At 38.2% G+C, this 23154-nt stretch carries 26 protein-coding genes and 1 riboswitch; of the genes, 9 read left to right on the top strand and 17 right to left on the bottom strand.

All coding sequences use genetic code 11. The annotated features are described in order from the left end of the window. Positions 1-96: 96 nt before the first annotated feature. On the bottom strand, positions 97-282 hold the full coding sequence (locus NST66_RS00460) for an SE1561 family protein (RefSeq protein WP_013081532.1): 186 nt from the start codon (positions 280-282) through the stop codon (positions 97-99). A gap of 203 nt (positions 283-485) precedes the next feature. Here NST66_RS00460 and yfkAB point away from each other — a divergent pair, with 203 nt between their 5' ends. Beyond that, entirely contained in the window at positions 486-1604 is a 1119-nt protein-coding gene (yfkAB, locus tag NST66_RS00455; RefSeq protein ID WP_034263747.1) for a radical SAM/CxCxxxxC motif protein YfkAB, read from the top strand. Positions 1605-1640: 36 nt separating this feature from the next. On the opposite strand, the gene NST66_RS00450 is transcribed toward yfkAB, so the two are convergent. Next, a complete protein-coding gene (locus NST66_RS00450) occupies positions 1641-2441 on the bottom strand; it encodes a YfkD famly protein (RefSeq protein ID WP_028412446.1) in 801 nt (266 codons plus the stop codon). Positions 2442-2581: 140 nt separating this feature from the next. After that, complete coding sequence (gene cax, locus NST66_RS00445; RefSeq protein ID WP_034263745.1) at positions 2582-3637, bottom strand: calcium/proton exchanger; 1056 nt, start codon at positions 3635-3637, stop codon at positions 2582-2584. A 200-nt stretch (positions 3638-3837) separates the two neighbouring features. Between cax and NST66_RS00440 the strand changes: the two genes are divergently transcribed. Next, positions 3838-4251 carry a pyridoxamine 5'-phosphate oxidase family protein gene (locus NST66_RS00440; protein ID WP_034263743.1) on the top strand — a complete coding sequence of 138 codons (414 nt, stop codon included), beginning with the start codon at positions 3838-3840 and terminating at the stop codon, positions 4249-4251. A 19-nt stretch (positions 4252-4270) separates the two neighbouring features. Here the strand turns inward: NST66_RS00440 and NST66_RS00435 are convergent, their stop codons facing one another. From NST66_RS00435 to NST66_RS00425, 3 genes are all read right to left on the bottom strand, one after another. Then, positions 4271-4654: an OsmC family protein gene (locus NST66_RS00435; protein ID WP_034263756.1), complete on the bottom strand. Its 384-nt coding sequence runs from the start codon at positions 4652-4654 to the stop codon at positions 4271-4273. Between the two features lie 206 nt (positions 4655-4860). Then, a complete protein-coding gene (locus NST66_RS00430) occupies positions 4861-5349 on the bottom strand; it encodes a phenolic acid decarboxylase (RefSeq protein WP_048021570.1) in 489 nt (162 codons plus the stop codon). A gap of 25 nt (positions 5350-5374) precedes the next feature. Continuing rightward, complete coding sequence (locus tag NST66_RS00425; protein ID WP_028412450.1) at positions 5375-5830, bottom strand: DUF3237 domain-containing protein; 456 nt, start codon at positions 5828-5830, stop codon at positions 5375-5377. 181 nt (positions 5831-6011) lie between these two features. Between NST66_RS00425 and NST66_RS00420 the strand changes: the two genes are divergently transcribed. After that, positions 6012-7196, top strand: coding sequence for an MFS transporter (locus NST66_RS00420; RefSeq protein WP_033580744.1), 1185 nt, complete (start codon positions 6012-6014; stop codon positions 7194-7196). Between the two features lie 14 nt (positions 7197-7210). Here the strand turns inward: NST66_RS00420 and NST66_RS00415 are convergent, their stop codons facing one another. Both NST66_RS00415 and NST66_RS00410 read right to left on the bottom strand, forming a co-directional pair. Continuing rightward, entirely contained in the window at positions 7211-8140 is a 930-nt protein-coding gene (locus tag NST66_RS00415; RefSeq protein WP_049162767.1) for a cation diffusion facilitator family transporter, read from the bottom strand. A 15-nt stretch (positions 8141-8155) separates the two neighbouring features. After that, on the bottom strand, positions 8156-8473 hold the full coding sequence (locus NST66_RS00410) for an ArsR/SmtB family transcription factor (RefSeq protein WP_034267028.1): 318 nt from the start codon (positions 8471-8473) through the stop codon (positions 8156-8158). A 207-nt stretch (positions 8474-8680) separates the two neighbouring features. Between NST66_RS00410 and NST66_RS00405 the strand changes: the two genes are divergently transcribed. Together NST66_RS00405 and NST66_RS00400 are read left to right on the top strand one after the other, a co-directional pair. Further along, positions 8681-8830, top strand: a complete 150-nt coding sequence (locus tag NST66_RS00405; protein WP_013055132.1) for a BH0509 family protein — start codon at positions 8681-8683, stop codon at positions 8828-8830. A 225-nt stretch (positions 8831-9055) separates the two neighbouring features. Then, a complete protein-coding gene (locus tag NST66_RS00400) occupies positions 9056-10975 on the top strand; it encodes a heavy metal translocating P-type ATPase (protein ID WP_340843020.1) in 1920 nt (639 codons plus the stop codon). Between the two features lie 229 nt (positions 10976-11204). Here the strand turns inward: NST66_RS00400 and NST66_RS00395 are convergent, their stop codons facing one another. From NST66_RS00395 to NST66_RS00385, 3 genes are read right to left on the bottom strand one after another with little or no spacing between them, the layout of a single operon-like run. Further along, entirely contained in the window at positions 11205-12044 is an 840-nt protein-coding gene (locus NST66_RS00395; protein WP_034267022.1) for a YihY/virulence factor BrkB family protein, read from the bottom strand. A 14-nt stretch (positions 12045-12058) separates the two neighbouring features. Then, positions 12059-12397 carry a YtxH domain-containing protein gene (locus tag NST66_RS00390; protein ID WP_098112305.1) on the bottom strand — a complete coding sequence of 113 codons (339 nt, stop codon included), beginning with the start codon at positions 12395-12397 and terminating at the stop codon, positions 12059-12061. A gap of 39 nt (positions 12398-12436) precedes the next feature. Next, complete coding sequence (locus NST66_RS00385) at positions 12437-12910, bottom strand: low molecular weight protein-tyrosine-phosphatase (protein ID WP_098112304.1); 474 nt, start codon at positions 12908-12910, stop codon at positions 12437-12439. Between the two features lie 176 nt (positions 12911-13086). Between NST66_RS00385 and NST66_RS00380 the strand changes: the two genes are divergently transcribed. Both NST66_RS00380 and ade read left to right on the top strand, forming a co-directional pair. Continuing rightward, positions 13087-13314: a DUF1128 domain-containing protein gene (locus NST66_RS00380; protein ID WP_013055127.1), complete on the top strand. Its 228-nt coding sequence runs from the start codon at positions 13087-13089 to the stop codon at positions 13312-13314. Between the two features lie 182 nt (positions 13315-13496). Beyond that, positions 13497-13598, top strand: a riboswitch (purine riboswitch). Between the two features lie 83 nt (positions 13599-13681). Further along, a complete protein-coding gene (ade, locus tag NST66_RS00375) occupies positions 13682-15418 on the top strand; it encodes an adenine deaminase (RefSeq protein WP_034267013.1) in 1737 nt (578 codons plus the stop codon). A gap of 238 nt (positions 15419-15656) precedes the next feature. Here the strand turns inward: ade and NST66_RS00370 are convergent, their stop codons facing one another. The 4 genes from NST66_RS00370 to hmpA form a co-directional block, all read right to left on the bottom strand. Continuing rightward, positions 15657-16403: a CAP domain-containing protein gene (locus tag NST66_RS00370; protein WP_033580739.1), complete on the bottom strand. Its 747-nt coding sequence runs from the start codon at positions 16401-16403 to the stop codon at positions 15657-15659. A gap of 358 nt (positions 16404-16761) precedes the next feature. After that, entirely contained in the window at positions 16762-17274 is a 513-nt protein-coding gene (locus NST66_RS00365; protein ID WP_033580738.1) for a type 1 glutamine amidotransferase domain-containing protein, read from the bottom strand. A gap of 144 nt (positions 17275-17418) precedes the next feature. After that, positions 17419-18708 carry a lysine N(6)-hydroxylase/L-ornithine N(5)-oxygenase family protein gene (locus NST66_RS00360; protein ID WP_028412459.1) on the bottom strand — a complete coding sequence of 430 codons (1290 nt, stop codon included), beginning with the start codon at positions 18706-18708 and terminating at the stop codon, positions 17419-17421. 72 nt (positions 18709-18780) lie between these two features. Continuing rightward, the gene (hmpA, locus tag NST66_RS00355; RefSeq protein WP_033580736.1) at positions 18781-19962 is read right to left on the bottom strand and encodes an NO-inducible flavohemoprotein; all 1182 of its coding nucleotides are present in this window, start codon (positions 19960-19962) and stop codon (positions 18781-18783) included. A 216-nt stretch (positions 19963-20178) separates the two neighbouring features. Between hmpA and NST66_RS00350 the strand changes: the two genes are divergently transcribed. Further along, positions 20179-20628 carry an Rrf2 family transcriptional regulator gene (locus NST66_RS00350; protein WP_028410145.1) on the top strand — a complete coding sequence of 150 codons (450 nt, stop codon included), beginning with the start codon at positions 20179-20181 and terminating at the stop codon, positions 20626-20628. A gap of 173 nt (positions 20629-20801) precedes the next feature. After that, positions 20802-20933, top strand: a complete 132-nt coding sequence (locus NST66_RS00345) for a YflJ family protein (protein WP_016762840.1) — start codon at positions 20802-20804, stop codon at positions 20931-20933. 48 nt (positions 20934-20981) lie between these two features. Here the strand turns inward: NST66_RS00345 and NST66_RS00340 are convergent, their stop codons facing one another. Then, positions 20982-22067, bottom strand: coding sequence for a nitric oxide synthase oxygenase (locus NST66_RS00340; RefSeq protein WP_034267010.1), 1086 nt, complete (start codon positions 22065-22067; stop codon positions 20982-20984). Between the two features lie 99 nt (positions 22068-22166). Continuing rightward, positions 22167-23099, bottom strand: a complete 933-nt coding sequence (locus NST66_RS00335; RefSeq protein WP_033580734.1) for a D-2-hydroxyacid dehydrogenase — start codon at positions 23097-23099, stop codon at positions 22167-22169. Between the last annotated feature and the right edge of the window lie 55 nt (positions 23100-23154).

The raw sequence follows: 23154 nt of genomic DNA, 5'->3' as shown, positions 1-23154 counted from the left end.
TATTATACTCCTTCAAAAATTGTTTCGAAAGACCTTTATAGGAGGATTTCTACTTCAAGCAAAAAAGCGCTAGTTTTTCTAGCGCTTTTTTCTTCTTCATTCTTTATCTTTTTTAAACTGCTCACATTTTGCTTCTAAGTCATCAATCATTGTAATCAAACGGTCAATATCTTCTAGATCTGTGTTTTCAGGCTCCATAGAGTCTAATACATGTACAAACATATTTAAACGATCTTTTAAATAACGTACTTGTGAATCTTTATCTCGAACGGCGTTTCCCATTTTAAACCCTCCTGATGTAGCTTTTCATTCGTATTTCCTTATATCCTAACGAATACTTTCATATTTGACAACTAAAAGCAATAAAATCCATAATAGTCACTGGTGTCCGTTTTGAATGGGACGTATAATTTAGTCTAGCAGGACGGACCGTGAGATGTTTTCATCATCATTTCACTTTACGGAAAAATAAAAGGAGTTTTTTTATGGCCACTTTACAACGAATTACCCCGGAGTTCGATCCGTGGGAAGCGTATTTAGATATGAAACAATATGGCAAACCGACGCTCACAAACGTTGAATTTACAACAACGACGCTTTGTAATATGCGATGTGAGCACTGCGCAGTTGGATATACGCTGCAGCCAAAAGACCCAAACGCACTGCCTCTTGATTTAATTTTAAAACGTCTCGATGAAATTCCAACACTTCGAGCGTTAAGCATCACGGGCGGAGAGCCTATGATGTCTCTATCTTCTGTGAAAAATTATGTGGTGCCTTTATTAAAGTATGCACACGAACGAGGTGTCCGTACACAGATTAATTCAAATTTAACATTAGATCTTGCTCGTTACGAACAAATCATTCCTTATTTAGATGTTTTACATATTTCTCACAACTGGGGAACGATGGACGATTTTGTGGAAGCTGGCTTTGCAATGATGGAGCGAAAGCCTACTTATGAGCAGCGCGCCAAATATTTCGACCGTATGATTGAAAACAGCCGCGCGCTTGTAAAAGCAGGTGTAACGGTATCAGCTGAAACGATGTTAAATAAACGTACGCTTCCTCACATGGAAAAAATTCATCGTCAAATTGTGGATGAAATGCTTTGTCAGCGTCACGAAGTACACCCTATGTATCCAAGTGACTTTGCCAGCACCTTAGAGACATTATCTCTTCCTGAAATGCGTCAAGCGATTCATCACCTTCTTGATATTCGAGATGAAAATGTGTGGATGCTATTCGGCACGCTGCCGTTTTATGCATGCAGTAATAACGAGGAAGACTTAACGCTTTTACAGCGCTTGTATAGCAGTAAAAATGTAACCGTTCGAAACGATCCTGACGGACGTTCTCGCCTAAATGTAAATATTTTCGACGGAGATATTATCGTAACTGATTTTGGTGATACGCCTCCTCTTGGCAACATTCAAGATACAAAGCTTACAGACGCTTTTGATACGTGGCAGCAAAGCACAATTTCTAAAGAACTTAGCTGCCATTGTTCAGCGGTCTCTTGTTTGGGACCTAATATTTTGGTAAAAAACAGCTATTATCAAGATACTGATTTTAGCAAACTCCAAGCGAACATTACAAAATAACAAAAAGAGATTCCACCACTGGAATCTCTTTTTTTGTTATCTCGGCTGATCGTAAGCCCCGAAACTTAAGGAGACATAATCTTGTACTGGAATCCATGCTCCAATTCCTTGAGACGTTACATTTCTCACCACAATTGAACGCTTGCTGCCTTTTACCGTTACATATACTTCCCCATACGTTACTTTTCCCTTTTCACTTACAGCAGGCGTGTACGCATAGAGATAACCTACTTTTTTAGGAGCTACGTTATACACCTGGTCTTTTTTCGTTCCGGCACCTACAAACGTTTGAAATGATAAAGTGAGCTTTGTTTTTTTAGCTGCTTCAATTAGCATCATTTGTTTAACATGATCAGGCTGAGGCACTTTTGCCGTTAATCCGCCTTTTACATGGCTTTGATTTTCCTGACTGTACATCATTTTGTACTGAGTTTTTCCTGCTCTGTTATCATAATGATTCGTATTGATTCGCTGGTGCTGCCAGTTAACGTTTGTTTCTGTTGATTCATAATTTAACGGCCACTGTCCTAAAAAAATGGTTGCTCTAAATCCAATTGCCCATGGAGTTTTAGAAATGTTTGATTCATTTAATATACGAATTAAATCAGGGTTTTCAATTTTTACATTTGACGTTTCAATGAGCTCTTTTGTGAACTCACTCGGCTGCAAATAAGGCGTGTCTTGACTAGCATTTGGATACGTATTTTCTTTTGAAATATTTAAAGCTGAAGAAGGCACGTTGATGGTAGGCTGAGCTGTTTTTGCAATGGCGATCTTCGTTGAACATGAAAACGAAATAATGATGGTAAACACAAATAAAAGCAATTTACGTAACATCTAGAAACTCCTTTCAACATCGTTAATGAATGCAACCATAGTTTTTTCAAACATCCCCTGTTTTATCCTGAATACCAAAAGGGAAATTCTTCTATTCACTCACAAAAAAGAAACGTCCACATAAAGTGAACGTTTCTTTTTTAAATGAGATAAAAACCAATTCCCATAATAATATAAGCACCTAAAAGAGTTGCGCCTTCAAACCAGTTTGTATCTCCGTCATTAGAAATCGCAATTGTTAAAAATACGGCTGTTACCATCGCAATCAACTCAGGCCAAGTAAAAACAAGAGACATTTGGCTTTCGAACATTAGCGAAACAAGTACTAATATTGGTGCTACAAACATCGCTACTTGTAAAGTTGATCCAACAGCAATTTCAACAGCTACACCCATGCGATTTTTAACGGCCATAATAATAGCGGAAGCATGCTCTGCCGCGTTCCCAACAATCGCTACAATGATGACCCCGATAAACAGCTCACTCCAGCCAAAGCTTTCCGAGACAATTTCGATTGTACTTACCAAGCTTTCGGATACATAAGCCACCGCTAACGTAGACAAAAAGAGAACCGCAATCGCTTTCCACATTGACCACTCTGGCTCCTCATGTTCTTCCACTTCTTCACTTTTATGCTGATACACGCCTCGATGCGTGACCAGCTTAAAGAATAACGCCGCTAAGTATAAGATGATGAGAATAATGGAAATTCCGACACTTAGAGACATGGTCTTCGCTTCGTCCATTTCGCTAGCAAACACTTCAGGAATAACAAACGCAACGATAACGGCAAAGATCAATAATCCAGAATTATGTCTTGCATCATAGACATTAAATTCTTGACGCTTAAATTTAAGTCCCCCGATAAAGAATGAAAGACCGCCTACAAGAAGGAGATTTCCTAATACAGAACCGGTTAACGATGCAAGCACCACGGCTGTAAGGCCTTCTTTTAAAGCAAAAATCGAAATGATTAATTCTACAGCGTTACCAAAGGTAGCATTCAATAGACCGCCTATTCGAGGACCAGCTACAACAGCTAAGCTCTCTGTAGCTCTTCCCATAAAAGCTGCGAGGGCAATGATTGTTAAACAGTAAATAATAAACATAAGAACATCTGACCAGTGCATCATGTGCCCAATAACAGATAGCGGCACCCCAAGAATAACCGCTATCAGAAAAATCCGATTGATCATCGATATGTACACCTACCTTATTCATTTTTTGACAACAAAATCAATCATATCAAATTAATGGAATTTGTATAGACTCACCGTCAATGTTAGTATTTTTAACCTATTTTTATAAATGATAAACCTCTAATTGATTTTTGATTAAGATATTTAAAAATCAGCCAAACTACCAAGGATGATGAGATAGAATGAGGAGTGAAAAAATGAGTAATGATGTAAAAAATCAAATTTTATCGGTACTGGATGACTATACAATCGGAACGTTAGCTACGATTCAAGATGGAAAACCTTATTCACGCTTTATGATGTTTTTTCATGAAGATCTTGTGCTTTACACCGCCACCAATAAAGATACCCACAAAGTCGAAGAACTAGAAAAAAACCCTTACGTTCATATTTTGTTAGGCTATGATGGGCAAGGTTGGAGTGATCCGTATGTAGAGGTAGAAGCCAAAGTAAATGTAGAAACAAACGAAGAGTTAAAAAAGAAATTTTGGAATGAAAAGTTAAAAGAGTGGATTAAAAGTCCAGATGACCCAAATTTTTTGCTTCTTCAGCTGACTCCTGAACGCATGCGCTATTTTGATAAAGCCGGAAGCAAACCAAAAGAAATATAAAAGTGGACAATGTCCACTTTTATTTTATTTCGAAGGTTTCTGTCACTTCTATACTGTCAATAACCGACTGTAGCATTGAACAATTTTTTCGGGCTAGCTCAATCGATTTTTCAATTTTGTCTAATGGCAGGTCTTTTCCCGTGATGATATAGTGCAAATGAATTTTTTCGATTCGCCCCGCTTTTTCATCATTGCGCGTTACATCAGCTTGGATGCGTAAATCGGAAAAAGCGATTCTTTTTTTCTCTAGAATCTTTCTTAACACGCCTCCGCTGCACACGGCAATGGATGATGTCATTAGCTGATACGGACGAAAGCCATGCTCTTCATCTCCGGCGATATGTAGCTCTCCATAAGGAAAATCTGTCGTAAACCCCGCCTCTTTTTTCATGTTAAATTCCATTTTCTTCACTCCTTTCCTTCATTATAAACCGTTTTTTATATAACCAACTACTCTCACTATAGATCACTTGTTACACCGCGGTTTATTTCCGGGCACCATCACAATAAAAAGATCCGAACGAAGTTGATTCTTGATCAAGAATCAACTTCGTTCGGATCTTCCTTCAACTAATATACTTTTGTCCTAGCCTTTTGTATGACTCCGTATTAAATTAATTTTCCAGCGCGAATATCATCCGTCATTCCTTCGTAAGGCGCTTGAGCGATAACTTCCTCATTGTTTACTCCGACATTTGTGATGAATGTAATGTCAGCAAATTCGGGAACCACGTATTTCGGATATGTTTCGTATTTTTCACGGGATTCATGCATTAAATCAAGATAATCATTTTGATAGCACACGGTAATTTCAGGATGTTCATGTACCCATTTTGGGAAGAAAATAATTCCGTGCATGCGTTTTTCATCAGGCATAAAGTTCAAAGATACATCTGTCCCCGTTGGTTCAGTCCAAGATACTTTATATACACCTTCTGTTAATTTCACAATATCTACTTTTTGGTCACGAACCCATCGTCCTGCCACCATTCCGCTATGAATACGATAATCGATTGTATTTTCGTTTTTAATATAGATTTCATATTCCCATCCGTTTTCGTATGTGTAAATCATATGATTTCCAATAAATTTTTCCATGTCTATACCTCTCCTTTGATTTGATTTATAAAACTTCGTATATGTCTAGCACAACGCTTTCTGGGTTTCTTACAGCAGCGCCTATAAACATGCGGTCCTGTAACCACTTATACTTTGCACTTCCAGTTTCAAAGACAGGAATCGTACGAAAGTAAACGTGCTCTGGGGGTATAATTTCACCTTCAGCAGCCTGTTCTCTAAACTCTTCACTAACCTGACGTATTCCATTGTTTTCAATATAAATAAGTTCATCATCTTCTGTTTGAATGACATATCGTGCAGATAAATCGACGCGGCCATCCCAACGAATAATTTGAGAATCCGCTCCACTTGGAAGAATTAAGCCTTTTATTTCCCCGTCTGCAGTACCTGACTTAATGGGAATAAACTGTTTTTTTCCTAATCCTGTATGACCAATAACGACGGGTGTACCAACATTAATTGTGAATGTTGCTATTTTCTTCAGCCCTGGTTCTATCATAGCAATCACCTCTTAATTGTAAATAAAAACATGTAAATATTTACACGTTTTATTCTACTCCCCTTACATAAAGATGTCAAATGGACAGCACGGCCTGTTTATATCCTTGTCAATAAAGCGTTTTCCTTGTACGATTAAACAGTTGGATTGACAAAATATAGATAAAAAGAGGTTAAATGCTATGGGTGCTACTCATCAACAACGTTTCTGGATTTTAGTTAGCCTTGTCGCCATTTCTGGATTCAGCCAAGGCATGCTGCTTCCTTTAATTGCTATTATTTTTGAGAAAGATGGTCTTTCCTCTACTATAAACGGATTAAACGCAACTGGATTGTACCTGGGCATCTTATTTATTTCTCCGTTCATGGAAGCGCCGCTTCGCAGATACGGATACAAGCCAATTATCGCAGCAGGAGGACTTTTAGTTATTGTATCTTTAGCTTTGTTTCCCCTGTGGAAATCTGTTGTATTTTGGTTTGTGCTCCGTTTATTTATTGGAATAGGAGATCACGCGCTGCACTTTGGAACTCAAACGTGGATTACATCGTCTTCCCCTGCTGATAAAAGAGGTAGAAACATTTCACTGTATGGGCTCTTTTTTGGTATTGGTTTTGCTGTTGGTCCTTTAATGACGCCGTTAATTGAAATTAATCAAGCGCTGCCTTTTATGATTTCTTCTGCTCTATGTCTTCTAACGTGGGTATTTTTATTTTTGATAAAAAATGAATTTCCCCTTCAGGGAGTTGAGGTTAATTCATTAAAAGAAACGGCTAAGCGATTTTCTAAAGCGGCTAAATATGCTTGGATTGCTTTTTTACCGCCTTTTGGATATGGTTTTTTAGAGTCATCACTGAACGGCAGCTTTCCTGTATACGGTTTACGAATTGGATTGCAAGTAGAGTTTATTTCACTGTTGCTGACTTCCTTTGCAGTTGGAGCTATTGTGTTTCAGCTTCCTCTTGGCATACTGAGCGATAAATTCGGACGGAAATTGATATTAGGATGGATTTTATCAATTGGAGCCGTGACTTTTTTTACAGCAAGTCTCTTGGAAGACACCGCTATTCCATTAGTAGCGTGTTTATTTATAGCAGGCATGGTTGTAGGTTCTACGTTTAGTTTAGGAATCAGCTATATGACGGATTTGATTCCTACTCGTCTGCTTCCTACAGGTAATTTACTATGCGGCATTGCTTTTAGTATCGGAAGCCTTGCCGGTCCTTACATAGGCGGTACTTTTATTCAGTTCTTTCATCATGTCAGCTTTTTTAATATTATTAGCGGGATGCTTGGCTTTATTTTTATCCTTCTTTTTGTATTCGGACAAAAAATGCCTATGCAGCAAAAAACAAGCGAGAACTTATAAGTTCTCGCTTGTTTTTAAACTTTTAGCGTCCGGTGCTGAAGAGCTGATTTTTCAATTTGTATCGTCGTATGCTCAATACCACAGTGATCGTGTACTAAATCAATGGCTTTTTGCAAAATCTGCTGACAATCTTTTTCATCTTCTACGCGCATATGACAGCTCAATGAGTCCAGTCCTGAAGTAATCGTCCAAATGTGTAAATCATGCACATCTTTGACTCCTTCAATGTTTTCAAGAAGGTTTTTTATTTCACTGTGATCCACTCCTTCAGGAGAGCCTTCCATCAAAATATGAACGCTATGAGCAAGCACGCCCCAAGCGCTTTTTAAAATTAATACAGACACAACTACAGAAATAATCGGATCAGCAATATACCATCCAAACAGCATCATAAGAAGTCCCGCTACAATAGCTCCAATAGACCCTAAAGCATCTCCCAATACGTGTAAGTAAGCGCTGCGCAAATTTACATTTCCTTTTACATCGCCTTGTCTCATAAGTGACCATGCGCTGATTAAATTAGCGAGTAAACCAACAGCAGCAATCAGCATCATGCTGCCACTTGCTACAGACTGCGGCTCCAGTACGCGCTGATAGGCTTCATAAATGATAAACCCTGCTATTACAAACAGTGCCACTCCGTTAAAAAGAGCCGCTAATATTTCAAAACGATAATAACCGTACGTTTTTTTAGCCGACGCAGCTCGGTTAGCAAACCATATGGCTACGAGGCTAAGAGCAAGTGAGCTTGTATCAGACAGCATGTGTCCGCTATCGGATAATAGCGCTAAACTATTTGTAAAAAGCCCTCCAACAAACTCAAGAACCATAATACCCGCGGTGATAATTAGTGCAATTAACAGACCTTTTTTGTTGCCTTCACGCTGTGTATCAAAATGGTGATGATGACCATGATGATGATGGTGGTGATGATCATGACTCATGCAAAGCCCCTCCTTCTAATCGTTATGTGCGCATTCTACGTGCTGAATCACTTGATGCAGTATTCCAACCACGTGTTCATCATCGTACGTATAGAAATACGTATTCCCTTCACGGCGATATTTTACTAAACGTAAATGACGCAAGTGAGTTAACTGATGTGAAATAGCTGATTGTGAAACACCAAGCACTTCAACCATATGACCGACTGAACACTCTTCTTGAAATAGCAAATAGAGAATCTTCATTCTCGTAGGATCTGAAATAGCTTTTAGTATTCTTGATGCTTCTTCTACTGTTTGAGGTGATAAAAACGAATGTTCATCTTTTTTCATAACATCTCTCCGTTCATTATATGCAAGTATATGAGCATATGTTCATATATAAATTATAAAATACCTTTTTCTCTATAGTCAATTATTTACGTCTTTCAAAATTTTTTTGCCTATTTTAAAAAAAATCCACACAAAATACTTTTTCTGTTATATAATACAATTAAATATAATAAACTGTATTAAAACAGATGGAGAGGAGAATAATAAATGAGCAGACAAGAACGTAAAAACATGATTACATTTATTGAAACAATGAAGGGGATTGACCGTGAAACCTTAATGTACATGACGGATGCCGATATCGAGCACATTTACACTTCCGCTTATAAATATTATGAAGAGCATTTAGATATGTAGTACGTTTTTTACAGAATGCAGACGTCCAGCTGCATTCTGTTTTTATTTTTTAAGCATTAGTTGTTACCTACTTGCTTGTTCCGTGCTATACTATACTAAATATCCCAATTCAAAAGATAATAAATGGAAAAAGTGTGCTGCTATCGCTGAGATGGCAGCTTTCGTGCTTTTTTAGGGGTAATGATTGTGATTATTTTTCTCAATTATCGTTCAAGGAGGATTTGTATGGAAAATGCGTTACCTAAAAAACAAGAACAAACGCCGCAAACATCTTCTGCTGTCAACGTATTAAAAACACATGGTGAACTCATTGCTGCACTGTTGAGCGGAGTGCTTATTTTAGCCGGCTGGCTGATTTCAAAACAGCAGGATACAGCTGTATCTATTACGCTCTTTGTATTAGCTTATGTGATAGGTGGATTTGCTAAGGCAAAAGAAGGCATTGAAGAAACGATTGAAAATAAAGAATTAAACGTCGAAATGCTAATGATTATTGCGGCCATTGGAGCGGCTGTAATTGGCTACTGGACAGAAGGTGCTATGCTTATTTTCATTTTTGCACTAAGCGGTGCATTAGAAACGTACACCATGAATAAAAGCAACCGAGAAATTAGCGCCTTAATGAATTTGCAGCCGCAAGAAGCAACGCGGCTGATTGGAGATCAAGAAGAAATTGTCTCCATTTCAGATTTACAAATCGGAGACTTGCTGTTAGTTAAGCCGGGTGAACGAGTGCCATCCGATGGTATTGTCGTCTCAGGTCAAACAACGATTGATCAGGCGGCTATTACGGGTGAATCTGTTCCTGTACTAAAACAGCTCGATGATGAAGTATTCGCGGGCACGGTGAATGTGAAAGGCGCCATTACCATTAAAATGACAAAGCCAAGTGCTGAGACGCTGTTTCAAAAGATCATTCAACTTGTTCAAACGGCTCAAAGTGAAAAGTCTCCTTCTCAATTGTTTATCGAACGATTTGAAGGCACATACGTAAAAATTGTTCTATCGGTTGTGGTAGTTATGCTGTTTCTCCCCCACTATGTGCTTGGATGGAGCTGGACTGAGACATTTTACCGAGCAATGATTCTCTTAGTTGTAGCGTCTCCTTGCGCCCTAGTTGCATCTATCACCCCTGCTTCGCTGTCTGCTATTTCAAACGGAGCAAAAAAAGGAATTTTGTTCAAAGGCGGCGTGCATTTGGAAAGGTTAAGCCATTTAAGCGCAATTGCTTTTGACAAAACAGGCACGTTAACAAAAGGAAAGCCAGAAGTGACAAATGTTATTGTACGTTCTGATATAAACGAACAGGAATTTCTTATTAAAATAGCTTCAATTGAACGTCAGTCTAATCATCCGCTTGCTCAATCCATTGTTGACTTTGTGAAAAACAAGCAGGAATTGACGCTCGTTCAGCCAGATTCACTTGAAGACGTTCCCGGATACGGTGTGATTGGGTCTCTTCAAGGAGATACGTGGAAGATAGGAAAAGCAGATTTTGTAGGTAAAGAAGAAGCAGCTGAATTTAAAAATGGGATTTCATCTACGCTTGCCAGTGAAGGAAAAACGATTGTGTACGCAAAAGACCAGCATGGTATTGTGGGATTGCTTGCGCTAAAAGACGTTGTACGAACAGAAGCTGTAGAAGCTGTTAAATCTCTGAAAGAGCAGGGTATTCATACCGTCATGATTACAGGAGACAGCGAAAAAACAGCCGAGGCCATTTCAAAAGAATGTGCCGTCGATGAATACATTGCAGAATGCTTGCCTGAAGCGAAAGTAGATAAAATTAAAGCGTTAAAAGAAAAATTCCCTACCGTTTCAATGGTGGGAGATGGTATTAACGATGCACCTGCTCTCGCTACTGCTAACGTTGGAGTAGCTATGGGAGAAGGAACGGATGTGGCACTTGAAACGGCAGATATCGTTTTAATGAAAAATGATTTATCAAAAATTTCGGATGCAGTAGCTCTTTCCAGACGAATGAACTCAATTGTGAAGCAAAATGTTATTTTTTCTATTGCCGTCATCTTTTTATTAATTTGTTCAAATTTTTTCCAAGTGCTTGATATGCCATTTGGTGTTATTGGTCACGAAGGCAGCACCATTTTAGTTATCTTAAACGGCCTTCGCTTGCTAAAATCTTAACGAAAAAAAGCCTAACGTATTTGTTAGGCTTTTTATTATGGAAATCAATGCCTTAATGGTAACCGTTTTGTCCATTTTGGCTGTTGCTTGTTTTATGCTTTGGCTGGCTCTTTTTATTTTGCTTTGTATTGCTTCCGTCTTTTTTCGTATGCTTTGTCATGATGTAAAACCTCCCTTTCACTTGGTTAGTATGCTCATATCTTGCGAATGATTTCATCCCAATTTGTGACTATGAAGATTTGACTCGGCGGTCGTAGAAAATAGCGTTAATTTCTCCTCCAATAACGATAATCATACCCGATAGGTACAGCCAAATAAGCAAGATAATAATTCCGCCCAAGCTTCCATATGTAGCCGTATAGTTATTGAAATGATTGACGTAATACGCAAATAGCATCGATACTACTGTCCATCCGACCGTAGCAAAAGCCGCTCCTTTTACAACATTTCGAATCAGCAGCTTTTTATTAGGAGCAAAGTAATACAACCCCGTAAAAACAGTAAACAAAATGAGACCGCTGATAATCCAGCGGGAAGCAGACCATAAAGCGAGAAAAGTTTCTGAAAATCCAAACGTAGACGATAAATAAAGACCAATCATATGACCAAAAACAGGAAGTAAAAGCGCTACAATAATAACAAATATCATCGCAAAAGTAAGGAGAACTGCCATGCCTCTCGCCACTAAAAACGGCCGATTTTCTTGTACGTGATACGCTCGGTTAAATGCCCTTACGATCGCATTAATTCCATTTGAAGCAGACCACATCGTGGCAATGATACCAAAGGACAATAGTTTTTCATTATGAGAACCAATGATATGAGAAACGTTGCTTTCAATCATGTGCAGCGTTTGCTGTGGCGCTACATTTTCGACCAAGTCAAGCAGATCTGTTGATTCCAATGGCAAAAATCCAATCAGCGTAATTAAGAAAATTAAAAAAGGAAATAGCGAGAGCAGCAAATAATAAGCCAATTCAGCTGATAAGCTGGGCAGCTCATCTCGATGAATGCGGCCCATGAGTTCTTTGCCAAACTTTACGATGTTATTTATGTATATTCCAGCCATATGTGCCTCCTTATTTATTTTTGTTCATCACCATACTTCTCTACAAATGCTTCTTTTGTATCGTTTACAATTTCCATCACCTGAGGGGTTGTTTCTTTTAACTTTTCTACTTTTCCCGCTACAAATGATACATCTTCAGAAACTTGCTCAATGGTCGTACGGATCGTTTCATATTTCTCTTTCACAGTATCCGTTACAAGTTCAGGATGCTGAATAAGAGTCGTTGTTTTGTCTTTCAATTTTTTACTTCCTTGAATAACGGAACTTCTGGTTTCTTTATCAAATAAAGAAACAGCTCCTCCTATAATTGCTCCAATGACCATACCTTCTACTAGCTTATTTCGTTTACCCATTTGTCGTTTCTCCTCCGTTTTTTATTTTTTTAGTATCACTTATTCCGAGAAATGCTTCTCTATAATTTCGTCTAAAAGCGCCTTGCATCCTTCTTGAACTAAGTCATATACTTCGTCAAAATTTCCCGTGAAATAAGGATCAGGCACATCTTCAATATGTAAACCAGGCACAAAATCCAAAAGTCTTGCAATATAACCTGTTTTAGTATGTCCAGCCATCCTTCTCAGATTTCCTACATTTTCGACATCCATTCCAATAATATAATGAAATTTAGCTACATCCTCTTGAATCACTTGTCTTGCTGTTTGCCCTTTAAAATCAATGTTGTTTTTCGTTAAAATAGATTGCGTCCCTTCATGAGGAGGATTTCCTTTGTGCCAGCCTCCTGTGCCTGCAGAATCTACGTGAATCTGTCCTTGTAGCCCTTTTTTCTTCACCATATCTTTAAAGACCGCTTCTGCCATGGGTGAACGACAAATATTTCCCAAACAAACGAATAATACGTTAATCATAGTCTCGACTCCTTTCCCTTATTACAAACATTATATACAATCATTTTTAAACTAAAAAATAGTTTTCTTTTATTTATATCGTTTCCACTCTTCTGTGGATAAGAACCTGACATAAAAGTGTTCACACGATAAAAACATGTTACAATAAAAAAAACGCAACTGGAAGGATGAACAAAGTGGATTTATCAGTAAAATCTCCAGAGAATATTAAACATATGGTCGATAGCATCAGTGAAAAATTGCGCATGCTAAATATCGGAGCAATTAAAGCCGAAGCTTTTGACGAAGAAATGTATGAAGACTTAAAGTACTTATACGATATGGTAATGAGAAAAGATTCTTTTAGCCCAAGTGAAATGCAAGCGATCGCGGAAGAATTAGGTACACTGCGTAAACAAGCTTAATGACACCTCCGTCAATGACTAATAGCCATTGACGGTTTTTTCTACATTTTTTTCTATACATGAATGCTGCACCTTTTAGCGAGCAAATAAGAGTTAAATCGTTTACATACACATAGATGAAATATTCCCAAAAATCTTTCTTTTTTATTAAGAATTGACGTTTTTATTATTTGTCTATAGAATGTATCGAAATACCTAAAGCTCGTATAGTCTTGGAAATAGGGTCCAAGAGTTTCTACCGAACTACCGTAAATAGTTGGACTACGAGGGTTGAACATCATTCATACTGCATTTTTATTCTTCTTTATGTTCTCCCTTACATAGTCCTTCATTGTTATTCAGTTATACAATGAGAGGAGTCACATTCATGTCAAATACAAAAACAACCTTAAAAAAACAGCTTGCTGTTGCCAATAAAAAAATACCTGCAGATCTTGTAGTGAAAAACGGGAAAATTATCGATGTCTTTACGCTTTCCATCATTGAAGCCGATATTGCGATTGCTGATGGAGTGATTGTTGGAATAGGTCAATACGACGGGAATAACGTCGTTGATGCAAAAGGAAAATACATTTCGCCTACGTTCATTGATGGACACGTTCACATTGAATCATCAATGGTTACACCTAAAGAGTTCTCAAAACTTCTTGTACCTAGAGGCGTTACAACTGTCGTAACGGATCCTCATGAAATTGCGAATGTTTCAGGGAAATCTGGCATTGAGTTTATGCTTCAAAACTCGGATTCCATTCCTTTAGACGTATTTGTGAACTTACCTTCAAGCGTGCCAGCAACTCCTTTTGAAAGCTCTGGAGCCGTCTTAAAAGCAGCTGACTTAGCGCCATTTTTCTCTCACTCTCGCGTGCTTGGATTAGCAGAAGTGATGGATTTCCCTGCTGTTCGAGATGGAGATGACGATATGCTCGATAAATTACAAGCAGCTAACGATGCAAACGGCGTAATTGATGGGCACGGCTCAGGGCTAGATGCCACGGGCGTTAACATTTATCGTACCGCTAATATTTCAACAGATCATGAATGCGTAACAGCAGAAGAAGCAATTGAACGTATTCAGCGCGGGATGTATGTTCTAATCCGCCAAGGTTCTGTTGCTAAAGATTTGAAACAATTGTTACCTGCTGTAAATGAACGCAACGCGCGCAGATTTTTATTCTGTACCGATGACAAACATCTAGATGATTTATTAACGGAAGGCTCTATTGATTACAATGTTCGTTTTGCTATTGAACTCGGGCTGGATCCGTTAATTGCGATTCAAATGGCTTCATTAAATGCCGCTGAATGCTACGGGTTAAAAGATAGAGGTGCGGTTGCTCCTGGTTACAAAGCTGATTTTATTCTGTTGGACGACTTAACCGATATATCTGCAGCACATGTTTATCAAAACGGAGAGCTCATTGCTGAAAATGGAGAGATGCTGTCTGTGCAAGAAGAACAAATTGATCTTCCAACAGAACTAATGAATTCTGTTCATTTGAAAGAGTTTTCTATTAACAAACTTACGATACCACTTCAGCACAATCGGGCTAATATTATTGAAATTAATCCAAACAGCCTGCTTACAAATCATCTTGTAGAAGAAGTTCAAGTAAAACAAAACGAATTTCAGCCTTCTGTAGAAAACGATCAGCTGAAAATGGCTGTTGTTGAGCGCCATCATCTAACAGGAAATATTGGTCTTGGGATCGTAAAAGGCTTTCAGTTAAAAGACGGAGCGATCGCTACTACGATTGCTCACGATTCACATAATATCGTAGCCGTAGGAACAAATGATGAGGATTTAGCAAAAGCGATTGCGGCAATTGAAGAAATCGGCGGAGGTATTGTTATTGTAAAAGATAATGAAGTGATTGGTTCCCTCCCTCTTTCCATCGGAGGGTTAATGTCACCTCACCCTTACAATGAAGTAAATAGCTTACTTAAGCAGCTTCACGGGGCTCTTCATGAGCTTGATATTTCACAGAAATTCAACCCGCTGCTGACGTTATCTTTCTTAAGCTTGCCTGTTATCCCATGTCTAAAATTAACCGACAAAGGATTATTTAACGTAAAAGAATTCAAGCATATCCCCGTTCAAGCATAAAACAAAAAGGACTCTTTTGAGTCCTTTTTATTTATACCCTTTAGACGGCGTAGTTCGAGTTTTACGATTTTTATAATGACGATATCCTTCTTTTAAAAGGATGGGAAAAACAGCGACTAGAATTTTTTTTAATATACGTCCCAATGTAAGGCACTCCTTTACGTGTTCTTACTTTACTATACCCAAATTGGACAGCTAAAAACGCAAAAAAGAGCAGGTATATCCTGCTCTTTTTGTATTACTTACCGATAAATTGTTGAGTCCAGTACGTAGTATCACCTTTTACGTATCCAACACCAATTTCAGTGAAATCAGGGTTTAGAATATTTTTGCGGTGACCGTCACTATTCATCCAAGCATTCATTACATCTTCAGGAGATTGCTGACCTTTTGCAATGTTTTCACCTGCAGTTGTATATTCAATGCCGAATTGTTTCATCATATCAAATGGTGAACCATATGTTGGTGAATTGTGGTCAAAGTACCCTTTGTCCATCATATCTTTTGATTTAGTGCGTGCAACGTCACTTAATTTTTTGTTAAGTGTTAAAGGCTTTAAACCTTGTTTTTGACGTTCTTGGTTTACTAAATCTACTACTTTTTGTTCAAATTGACTAGCATCTTTTGTTTGCTCTGCTTTATCAGTATTTTCTGATTGTTGAGCTTTTGTGTTTTGCTGTGTTTGCTCCGGAGCTTTTGCTTCTTCACTTTGCTCTGGTGCTTGTGCTTGTTCCTGTGGAGCTGCTTCAGCTTGATCTGGTGCCTGTGTTTCTTGCTGTGGAGCTGCTGCTTGAGCAGATTGTCCTTGAGCGTTAAATTTCTTTAATAGCTCGTCTACATTTATATTTTGTGCTGCTTGAGCATCTTTAATGGTAATTTGTTTTGGAGTGTTGCAATCAGGAGCTGCTGCATTTGCTTGTCCTGCTGTTAGTAATCCTAATGATACGGCACCTGCGACAGTGGCAATACGAAACCTTTTCTTCATGTTTGAAATCCTCCTATGTGATAATAAAGTTTTTTGTAAAACCGCAACGCATCTAAGCTTGTAGCAAGCCAACCTCGTGATGCATCCTCATTGTTGCACGAAAACTATGAAACTCGCAACGTCTTTTAAGCTACCAAAATTATACTCACACTTATGTAAAAAATATTTCGATTATATTACGCGACTTCCAGCTATTGATAGTAAAAGGTTTTCATATACTTTGAAAAACAGCTTCATCCAATGCGGTAATATAACTGTAAATTCCTCGTCAAAAACGTTACATACAAAAAAGGCGACAACAGAGTGGTAAACCACCCTGTTATCGCCTTTTACAGAAAGTTTTACTAATATTATTTACTTATTTTAAGACGTTTACTGATTCACGTACGAATGCTTCCATATCATCTGGTGTACGGCTTGTAACTAGTTGATTACCGCATACCACAACTTCTTTATCATGGAAGTTTGCGCCTGCATTTTTCAAATCAATAGCAATTGATTTGAAACCAGTTACGTCACGTCCTTTTAATGTTTCAGCATTGATTAGCAGCTGTGGCCCGTGACAAATAGCCATAACCGGTTTGCCTTCATCCATAAATGATTTTGTAAAAGCTACGACTTGATCGTCCGCACGCAAGATATCTGGTGAGAAGCCTCCGGGTAAAAACAATGCGTCAAAATCTTCTGGTGTTACATCGGCAATTGCTTTATCAATTGTTAATGTTGTTTCGCCTTGTTTACCTGTTACTTCGCCTGTTTTCACATCGATTTTTGTTAGCGTATGGCCTTCTTCTTCAAAGGCTTTGGCTGGATCTGTATATTCCACATCTTCAAATAAATCTGTTACTAATACTGCAATTTTCTTACTCATTCTAAGCAACTCCTTAATTGATTTGTGTACTAATGTTCTATAAATAAAATACCCGTACACTATTCTTTTAAACATGGTTTATGAGTAAAAAACTTTTCTACAATAATCTAAAAAACACAGTGTAGGTTTTTATAAATCAGACATTCAAAACAAATTAAATGTCTGAAACGTCGTCTCTTCTGGAACTGGATACACATCTCTACCTGCAATTACGTTCAGAATACGCTGATTACGCTGAACGGATAAACCAAGATTTGTTGCGCCAGATCCGTGTGAATGTTCAATGTTAGTTAACGTAAAAAAGTGGTGGTTACGGGGTTGTTTAAAGACAAGCCGGTAATCTTTTGTGACGTTGAAACGCTTGTCATCTTCCCATTCGATATCATCTTTTATTCGTTCGATGAACGGCGAAATCTTTGGCTTATAGCCCGTGGATAATATCAAACGATCCGCTTCGTATTGAAAAGAGCGATCAGCCTTTAATTGTTTACACTCCAGCTCATATCCATTTGCTTTTTTATGAATGTCACTTACTTCAGTCGAAGCTTGAATCGTAACGGGTACTCTTCCTTTAAGTGAACGATGATAGAGTAAATCATAGATTTTCGTTAAGGTAGAAGATTCAATTCCGTGACGTAGGGGGTTTAAATCTTCTACCGTGCTTGTACGTTCCTCAAAAGCCAGCGAATGAAAGTAATCTACATAGTCTGGCGAAAATAACTCTTGAGCAAGCTTGGATTGATCAAGCTGAAAAAAATTAGAGGATCTTGTAAACCATGTAAGGTGGTAATGATGTTCAGTCTGTTCTTCTAGTAAATCCAGAAAAATCTCGGCAGCACTTTGCCCTGAACCAACGATCGTTACATGCTTTCCTTTTTGAATCTCTTCTTTTTTATGTAAATAGCCGCTGCTGTGTAAAATATGCTCATTTAGCTTTTCTTCAAAAGCCGGAGGCACAAGTGGAATGCTTCCTGTTCCCATTACAACGTGTTTAGCATTTACCGTTTGAATTCCCTCAGGTGTTTCTACCTTTACTTCATAATACTCTTCTTCATTTTTTGGTATCACGTCCACAACTTTTGAAGAAAAGTGGCAGGAAGATAGCTGCTCCGCTACCCATTTTGCGTACTCGTTGTATTCTTGACGCGGAATGTCAAAACGATTAAAGAAAAAGAACGGATACAAGCGCTTTTGCTTGTGAATATAATTTAGAAAAGAATAGGGGCTTGTTGGATCTGCAAATGTAACTAAGTCTGCTAGAAACGGAATCTGCAAGTCCGTGCCGTCAATTAACATGCCCGGATGCCATTCAAATTTCTCTTCTTTATCAAAGAAGACTGCATCAATTTCATCAAGAGGCTCAGCAAGGGCCGCTAAGCCTAAATTAAAAGGGCCTATTCCTATTCCCACCATGTCATACTGCTTATTTGTCATCTTTAAACTCCCTTTCATAAAAAAAGCTAACAGTATTGTCTACTGTTAGCTTTTTACCCTTTTTCCATACATTTATGCGGAAGGAGTCATACTCATTTTCGGGCCAAACGATTCATACATGATATTTGCTTGGGAAATGCCCATTTCATCTAGGCCTTCTAACACCATTTGTGTAAATGAAGAAGATCCACAAACATAATAATATGCATGTTTATCGCCGGCATATTTAGCTAGCTCTTTTTTAGTTAAGCGACCATACGTTATGTTTTCATCATGCTGATCTGTTTGCGCTTGACTATAGAAAACGTGCTGTTCAAACGTATATGTCTCTGACAACGATTGAAGCTCTCGTTTCATTGCATGAAACTGCTCATTTTTAGCACTGTGAATAAATGTTACTTCTTGATTGTTTTCCAATGCTTGATGAAGCATTGACATCATTGGAGTAATTCCTACACCTCCGCTGATAAATACTGATTTATTATTTTCTTTTAAGACAAAATCTCCTGCTGGAACGCTGACTTCAAGCAAGTCTCCTTCTTTCAATTGATCATGTAAATACGTTGACACGACCCCGTCTTCCATTTGTTTTTCTTTTTTCACCGTAATTTTATAGTATGGTTGGTTTGGATAGCCAGATAAGCTGTACTGGCGAATGGATAAATATTCTTGACCAGGAATTCGTACACTCACGTACTGACCTGGCAGAAAAGCAGGCAGTGCTTTTTGATCAGGTGATACTAAATAAAACGAGTACACGCCTTCTGCTTCTTTTACTTTTTTATGAACCATTAGTTTTTTATAATCTTTCCATCCTTTTTCTTCAGCTTCTTCATATAACTCTTGCTCCACACTTATGAATACGTCTGCAATGGCACCGTAAGCTTCTTTCCAAGCTTCCATAATCTCATCGGTCGCAGCTTCTTTTAAAACATCTTTAATTGCCTTTAATAAGAACTCGCCGACAATTGGATAGTGCTCTGCTTTCACGCCGATACTGCGATGTTTATGGGCGATTTGCTTCACAACTGGAAGCAGCGTTTCAAGCCGATCGATGTACTGCGCAGCGGCATAAACTGTATTAGCTAACGCCATTTGCTGACGTCCTGTTTTTTGATTTGTTTGGTTGAATACATTTTTTAAAGAAGGATACTGTTCAAAAAGCATTTCATAAAAACGAGTTGTGATTGCTTGACCATGCTTTTCTAAAACAGGAACTGTACTTTTTACAATAGAAATAGTTGTTTGTTTCATAACTTTCGCCTCCGAAAGATTCATTTTTAAAAGATATATTTTTAATACATCTTTATAATACTCATATCCTACTTAAAAAGATATATTTTATATACATATTTAAAGAAATGTTCACAAATTCACCCTGTCAAAAATGTGAGCATTCTTTCTGTATTTCTTAGATATAGACATGCTATTATAGATATATCAGCTGCTGATAAGAGAAGAGGTAAAAAGATGAGGCTCACACAATATACAGATTACTCACTGCGAGTTTTATTATATTTAGGCGTTCGCGATAATAATAAACTAAGCAATATAAAAGAAATTGCTGAAGCGTATAATATTTCAAAGAACCATCTTATGAAAATCATTCACGAACTTGGAAAACTTGGCTTAATTGAAACGATCCGAGGACGAAACGGCGGTATTCGTTTAGCTCAGCTTCCAAAAGACATTAATATTGGCAAAGTGGTACGTCAAACTGAAGAAGATTTTCATATTGTTGAATGTTTTGACCGTGAAGGAAACTTCTGCATTATTAGCCCCGTCTGCAAGTTAAAAAGTGTTTTGCATGAAGCCATGCAAGCCTTCATTAAAGTGTTAGATCAGTATACATTAGAAGATCTAATCCAAAATAAAGACGAATTAAACCTCCTCCTCCTATCTCAAAAAAACGAGGAATGAACAAACTAAAATTCACCTGAAATCATTCTCGTTTTTTTGACCTTTTTCCCTTTCATCATAAAATAAAAGATGTTACAATGAGGCACGTATTGGAAAGACAAGATGTCTCCATTCGAGCAGACAATGAACCTCATTCTGTTCATCCTAAAAAAATGACGAAAGGGTGTTTGAGTATGCACGTAGGAAGCAAAGGTTGGTATGTTGAGGAACTTAAAAAACGAGGAGTTCGCAACCATGAAGGCCGCAAAGTGGAAAAGTACAAAACATATGTACTTGCTAACTTGCTTGATAAACACAAAAATTAATTAACGTGTAATAAGAGAGTACAAATTTGTACTCTCTTTTTTGTTCATTTAATAAGCTGCGTCTTGATAAAAATAATTTGGTGATAATACTTTATTTTTATAAGGCTTATGAAAAATATGTGTGGTAGCTGGTGAAACCGGTGGGATTAACCATGTCCAGTTCCCAGTCACTTCCCGGCCATTTTTTTGTTCTCTTTCTTCAAACAAGTGAAATTGCTGAGCAGCCGTATGATGATCTACAATGCTAACACCTTCTCGTTTGAAAGAAGAAAGCACCGCAACGTTTAATTCAATAAGAGCTTTGTCCTTCCAAAGCGTCGCATTGTAATCCATATTCAATCCCATCATAGAAGCTATTTTTGGAAGTTGATTATAGCGATACGTATCCGCCAAATTTCGGGCACCAATTTCAGTCCCCATGTACCATCCATTAAATGGTGCTGCGACGTAATCAATCCCTCCAATTTCTAGCTTCATATCTGAAATCATCGGGACAGCGTACCATTTTAACTGTAAGTCTTCAAATTCAGGAAGTTCTGGATGCGTAATAGCTACTTCTTTCACTAAATGTTTTGGAATCTCAAACCATCGAGGTGACGCTTCATTAACTTGCAGGACCAGAGGAAGAACATCGAAGTGAGTTTTCTCACCTTCCCACCCCAGCTTTTGGCAAACTTCCGTGAACGCAACAGAATCAGGATCTCCTATCACGCCATATTCCGTCTCGTACCCAGCATAGCGGATTAGCTGATGATTCCAGATTCTAATCGGTTCTTTTGCTTGCGTTTTCGGTTTAAACACCGTAATAGTAGGCCGGATTTTCCCGTCATTTGTTGCATATTCAATATGGTGAAAAAGAGCGTCTCTTACCTCTTCAACTGTGCTCACCTCTCGCTTATCAAATACATTGAGCGATTGCCAAAATAGTCGTCCGATACATTTATTGCTGTTTCTCCAAGCCATGCGAGCTCCGTGCTCTAACTCTTCAAATGTATGATCATAATGTCCGAGTGACATAATTTGCTGATGAATTTCTTTTAATCGCCTGTTTTTGTCCGCTTCGCTTTTTTCAAGTTCAGCGTAACACGTCTCTATAAATACACGTGCTTGTTCAAATAATTCTTCTTGCTTCAACGTTTGTTCCCCCCTAGAAGAACAGATTTCATTCTTTTCGTCCAAGAAAAGCAAGTTTCAGTATACCATCCTCATAGCGGAAACGCGCATCATAATGCTTTAATAACCTCTTTCAATATTAACCAAGTTAGAAGGCAATTCGCCTTGCTCAACTTTTTGCAGCGTTTCAACAAAGCATTCTACGGCTTCTGCAGGCGTAGTCACCGCCGAAATATGAGGTGTTATGATGATATGTGAATGATTCCACCAAAAAGATTCTTTCGTTAACGGCTCACGTTCAAATACGTCTATGTATGCTTTTCGAATACGCTTTTGCTCAATAGCCCCTACTAACGCATTTTCATCTACAGTTGCACCTCGTCCAACATTTATAAAGTATGCATTCTCAACTAAATTCATCCATTTTTGGTCAAAGTAGCTTTTTGTTTCATTCGTTAGCGGCATTGTACTAATAATCCAATCAGCTTCTTTTAGCAAGTCTCTCTCATTTGAAATCGAGACTACTTGATCAAATGACGGCTTTTCATTTCCACTTTTAGATACTCCTATCACTCGTACACCAAAAGATTTTAAAACGGTTGCAAGACGTCCGCCGATTTCACCTGTTCCATAAATGATGACCGTTTGAGCAGAAAGCTGCTGAGGCTCTACCGCTTTCCACCGCTTTTGTTTTTGCTGATGCTGAAACTGTGCGTGGTGCTGAAGTTCAGCTAGCATATAGCTAAGACAATATTCACTGATCCGCTGACCAAATGAACAAACCGTACGTGTTAACATCACGCTCTTTTTCCAATCCGCACTTTCTAAGAACCGATCAACTCCTGCACCGAGAGAATGAATCCATTTGAAGCTATGGTCTTTAAAGTAATTCGTTGGACCGAAGGATAAAAGCGCGTCAGCCCAGTTTAAATCTTCCATTGTAACGTCTTGCTCTTCCATAAATCGAAACGTCTGAGACAGCTGCTTTTGTTTGATTATCTCCTCCAGCTCCTTATGCATTCTTCCTGCCACTAGTATCGTATAAATGTTCATTTCTTTTCCCCCTGCCTTTTTATTCTTCTATATACTCTATTTGAATGATTCGATA

The organism is Priestia sp. FSL W8-0524, assembly GCF_038005965.1.
Taxonomy (GTDB): domain Bacteria; phylum Bacillota; class Bacilli; order Bacillales; family Bacillaceae_H; genus Priestia; species Priestia zanthoxyli.
The sequence above is the reverse complement of the archived record's forward strand: the minus strand, read 5'-3'. Positions and strand labels throughout refer to the sequence as shown.

Coding starts and splice junctions, on each gene's coding strand:
- NST66_RS00335 (WP_033580734.1), bottom strand. CDS start 23,099: ATGAACATTTATACGATACTAGTGGCAGGAAGAATGCATAAGGAGCTG.
- NST66_RS00405 (WP_013055132.1), top strand. CDS start 8,681: ATGAGCAGACAAGAACGTAAAAACATGATTACATTTATTGAAACAATG.
- NST66_RS00450 (WP_028412446.1), bottom strand. CDS start 2,441: ATGTTACGTAAATTGCTTTTATTTGTGTTTACCATCATTATTTCGTTT.
- NST66_RS00435 (WP_034263756.1), bottom strand. CDS start 4,654: ATGGAATTTAACATGAAAAAAGAGGCGGGGTTTACGACAGATTTTCCT.
- NST66_RS00440 (WP_034263743.1), top strand. CDS start 3,838: ATGAGTAATGATGTAAAAAATCAAATTTTATCGGTACTGGATGACTAT.
- hmpA (WP_033580736.1), bottom strand. CDS start 19,962: ATGAAACAAACAACTATTTCTATTGTAAAAAGTACAGTTCCTGTTTTA.
- NST66_RS00430 (WP_048021570.1), bottom strand. CDS start 5,349: ATGGAAAAATTTATTGGAAATCATATGATTTACACATACGAAAACGGA.
- NST66_RS00345 (WP_016762840.1), top strand. CDS start 20,802: ATGCACGTAGGAAGCAAAGGTTGGTATGTTGAGGAACTTAAAAAACGA.
- NST66_RS00460 (WP_013081532.1), bottom strand. CDS start 282: ATGGGAAACGCCGTTCGAGATAAAGATTCACAAGTACGTTATTTAAAA.
- NST66_RS00390 (WP_098112305.1), bottom strand. CDS start 12,397: ATGGGTAAACGAAATAAGCTAGTAGAAGGTATGGTCATTGGAGCAATT.
- NST66_RS00400 (WP_340843020.1), top strand. CDS start 9,056: ATGGAAAATGCGTTACCTAAAAAACAAGAACAAACGCCGCAAACATCT.
- NST66_RS00350 (WP_028410145.1), top strand. CDS start 20,179: ATGAGGCTCACACAATATACAGATTACTCACTGCGAGTTTTATTATAT.
- NST66_RS00360 (WP_028412459.1), bottom strand. CDS start 18,708: ATGACAAATAAGCAGTATGACATGGTGGGAATAGGAATAGGCCCTTTT.
- NST66_RS00410 (WP_034267028.1), bottom strand. CDS start 8,473: ATGAAAAAAGATGAACATTCGTTTTTATCACCTCAAACAGTAGAAGAA.
- NST66_RS00365 (WP_033580738.1), bottom strand. CDS start 17,274: ATGAGTAAGAAAATTGCAGTATTAGTAACAGATTTATTTGAAGATGTG.
- yfkAB (WP_034263747.1), top strand. CDS start 486: ATGGCCACTTTACAACGAATTACCCCGGAGTTCGATCCGTGGGAAGCG.
- NST66_RS00395 (WP_034267022.1), bottom strand. CDS start 12,044: ATGGCTGGAATATACATAAATAACATCGTAAAGTTTGGCAAAGAACTC.
- NST66_RS00425 (WP_028412450.1), bottom strand. CDS start 5,830: ATGATAGAACCAGGGCTGAAGAAAATAGCAACATTCACAATTAATGTT.
- NST66_RS00415 (WP_049162767.1), bottom strand. CDS start 8,140: ATGAGTCATGATCATCACCACCATCATCATCATGGTCATCATCACCAT.
- NST66_RS00420 (WP_033580744.1), top strand. CDS start 6,012: ATGGGTGCTACTCATCAACAACGTTTCTGGATTTTAGTTAGCCTTGTC.
- ade (WP_034267013.1), top strand. CDS start 13,682: ATGTCAAATACAAAAACAACCTTAAAAAAACAGCTTGCTGTTGCCAAT.
- cax (WP_034263745.1), bottom strand. CDS start 3,637: ATGATCAATCGGATTTTTCTGATAGCGGTTATTCTTGGGGTGCCGCTA.
- NST66_RS00385 (WP_098112304.1), bottom strand. CDS start 12,910: ATGATTAACGTATTATTCGTTTGTTTGGGAAATATTTGTCGTTCACCC.
- NST66_RS00370 (WP_033580739.1), bottom strand. CDS start 16,403: ATGAAGAAAAGGTTTCGTATTGCCACTGTCGCAGGTGCCGTATCATTA.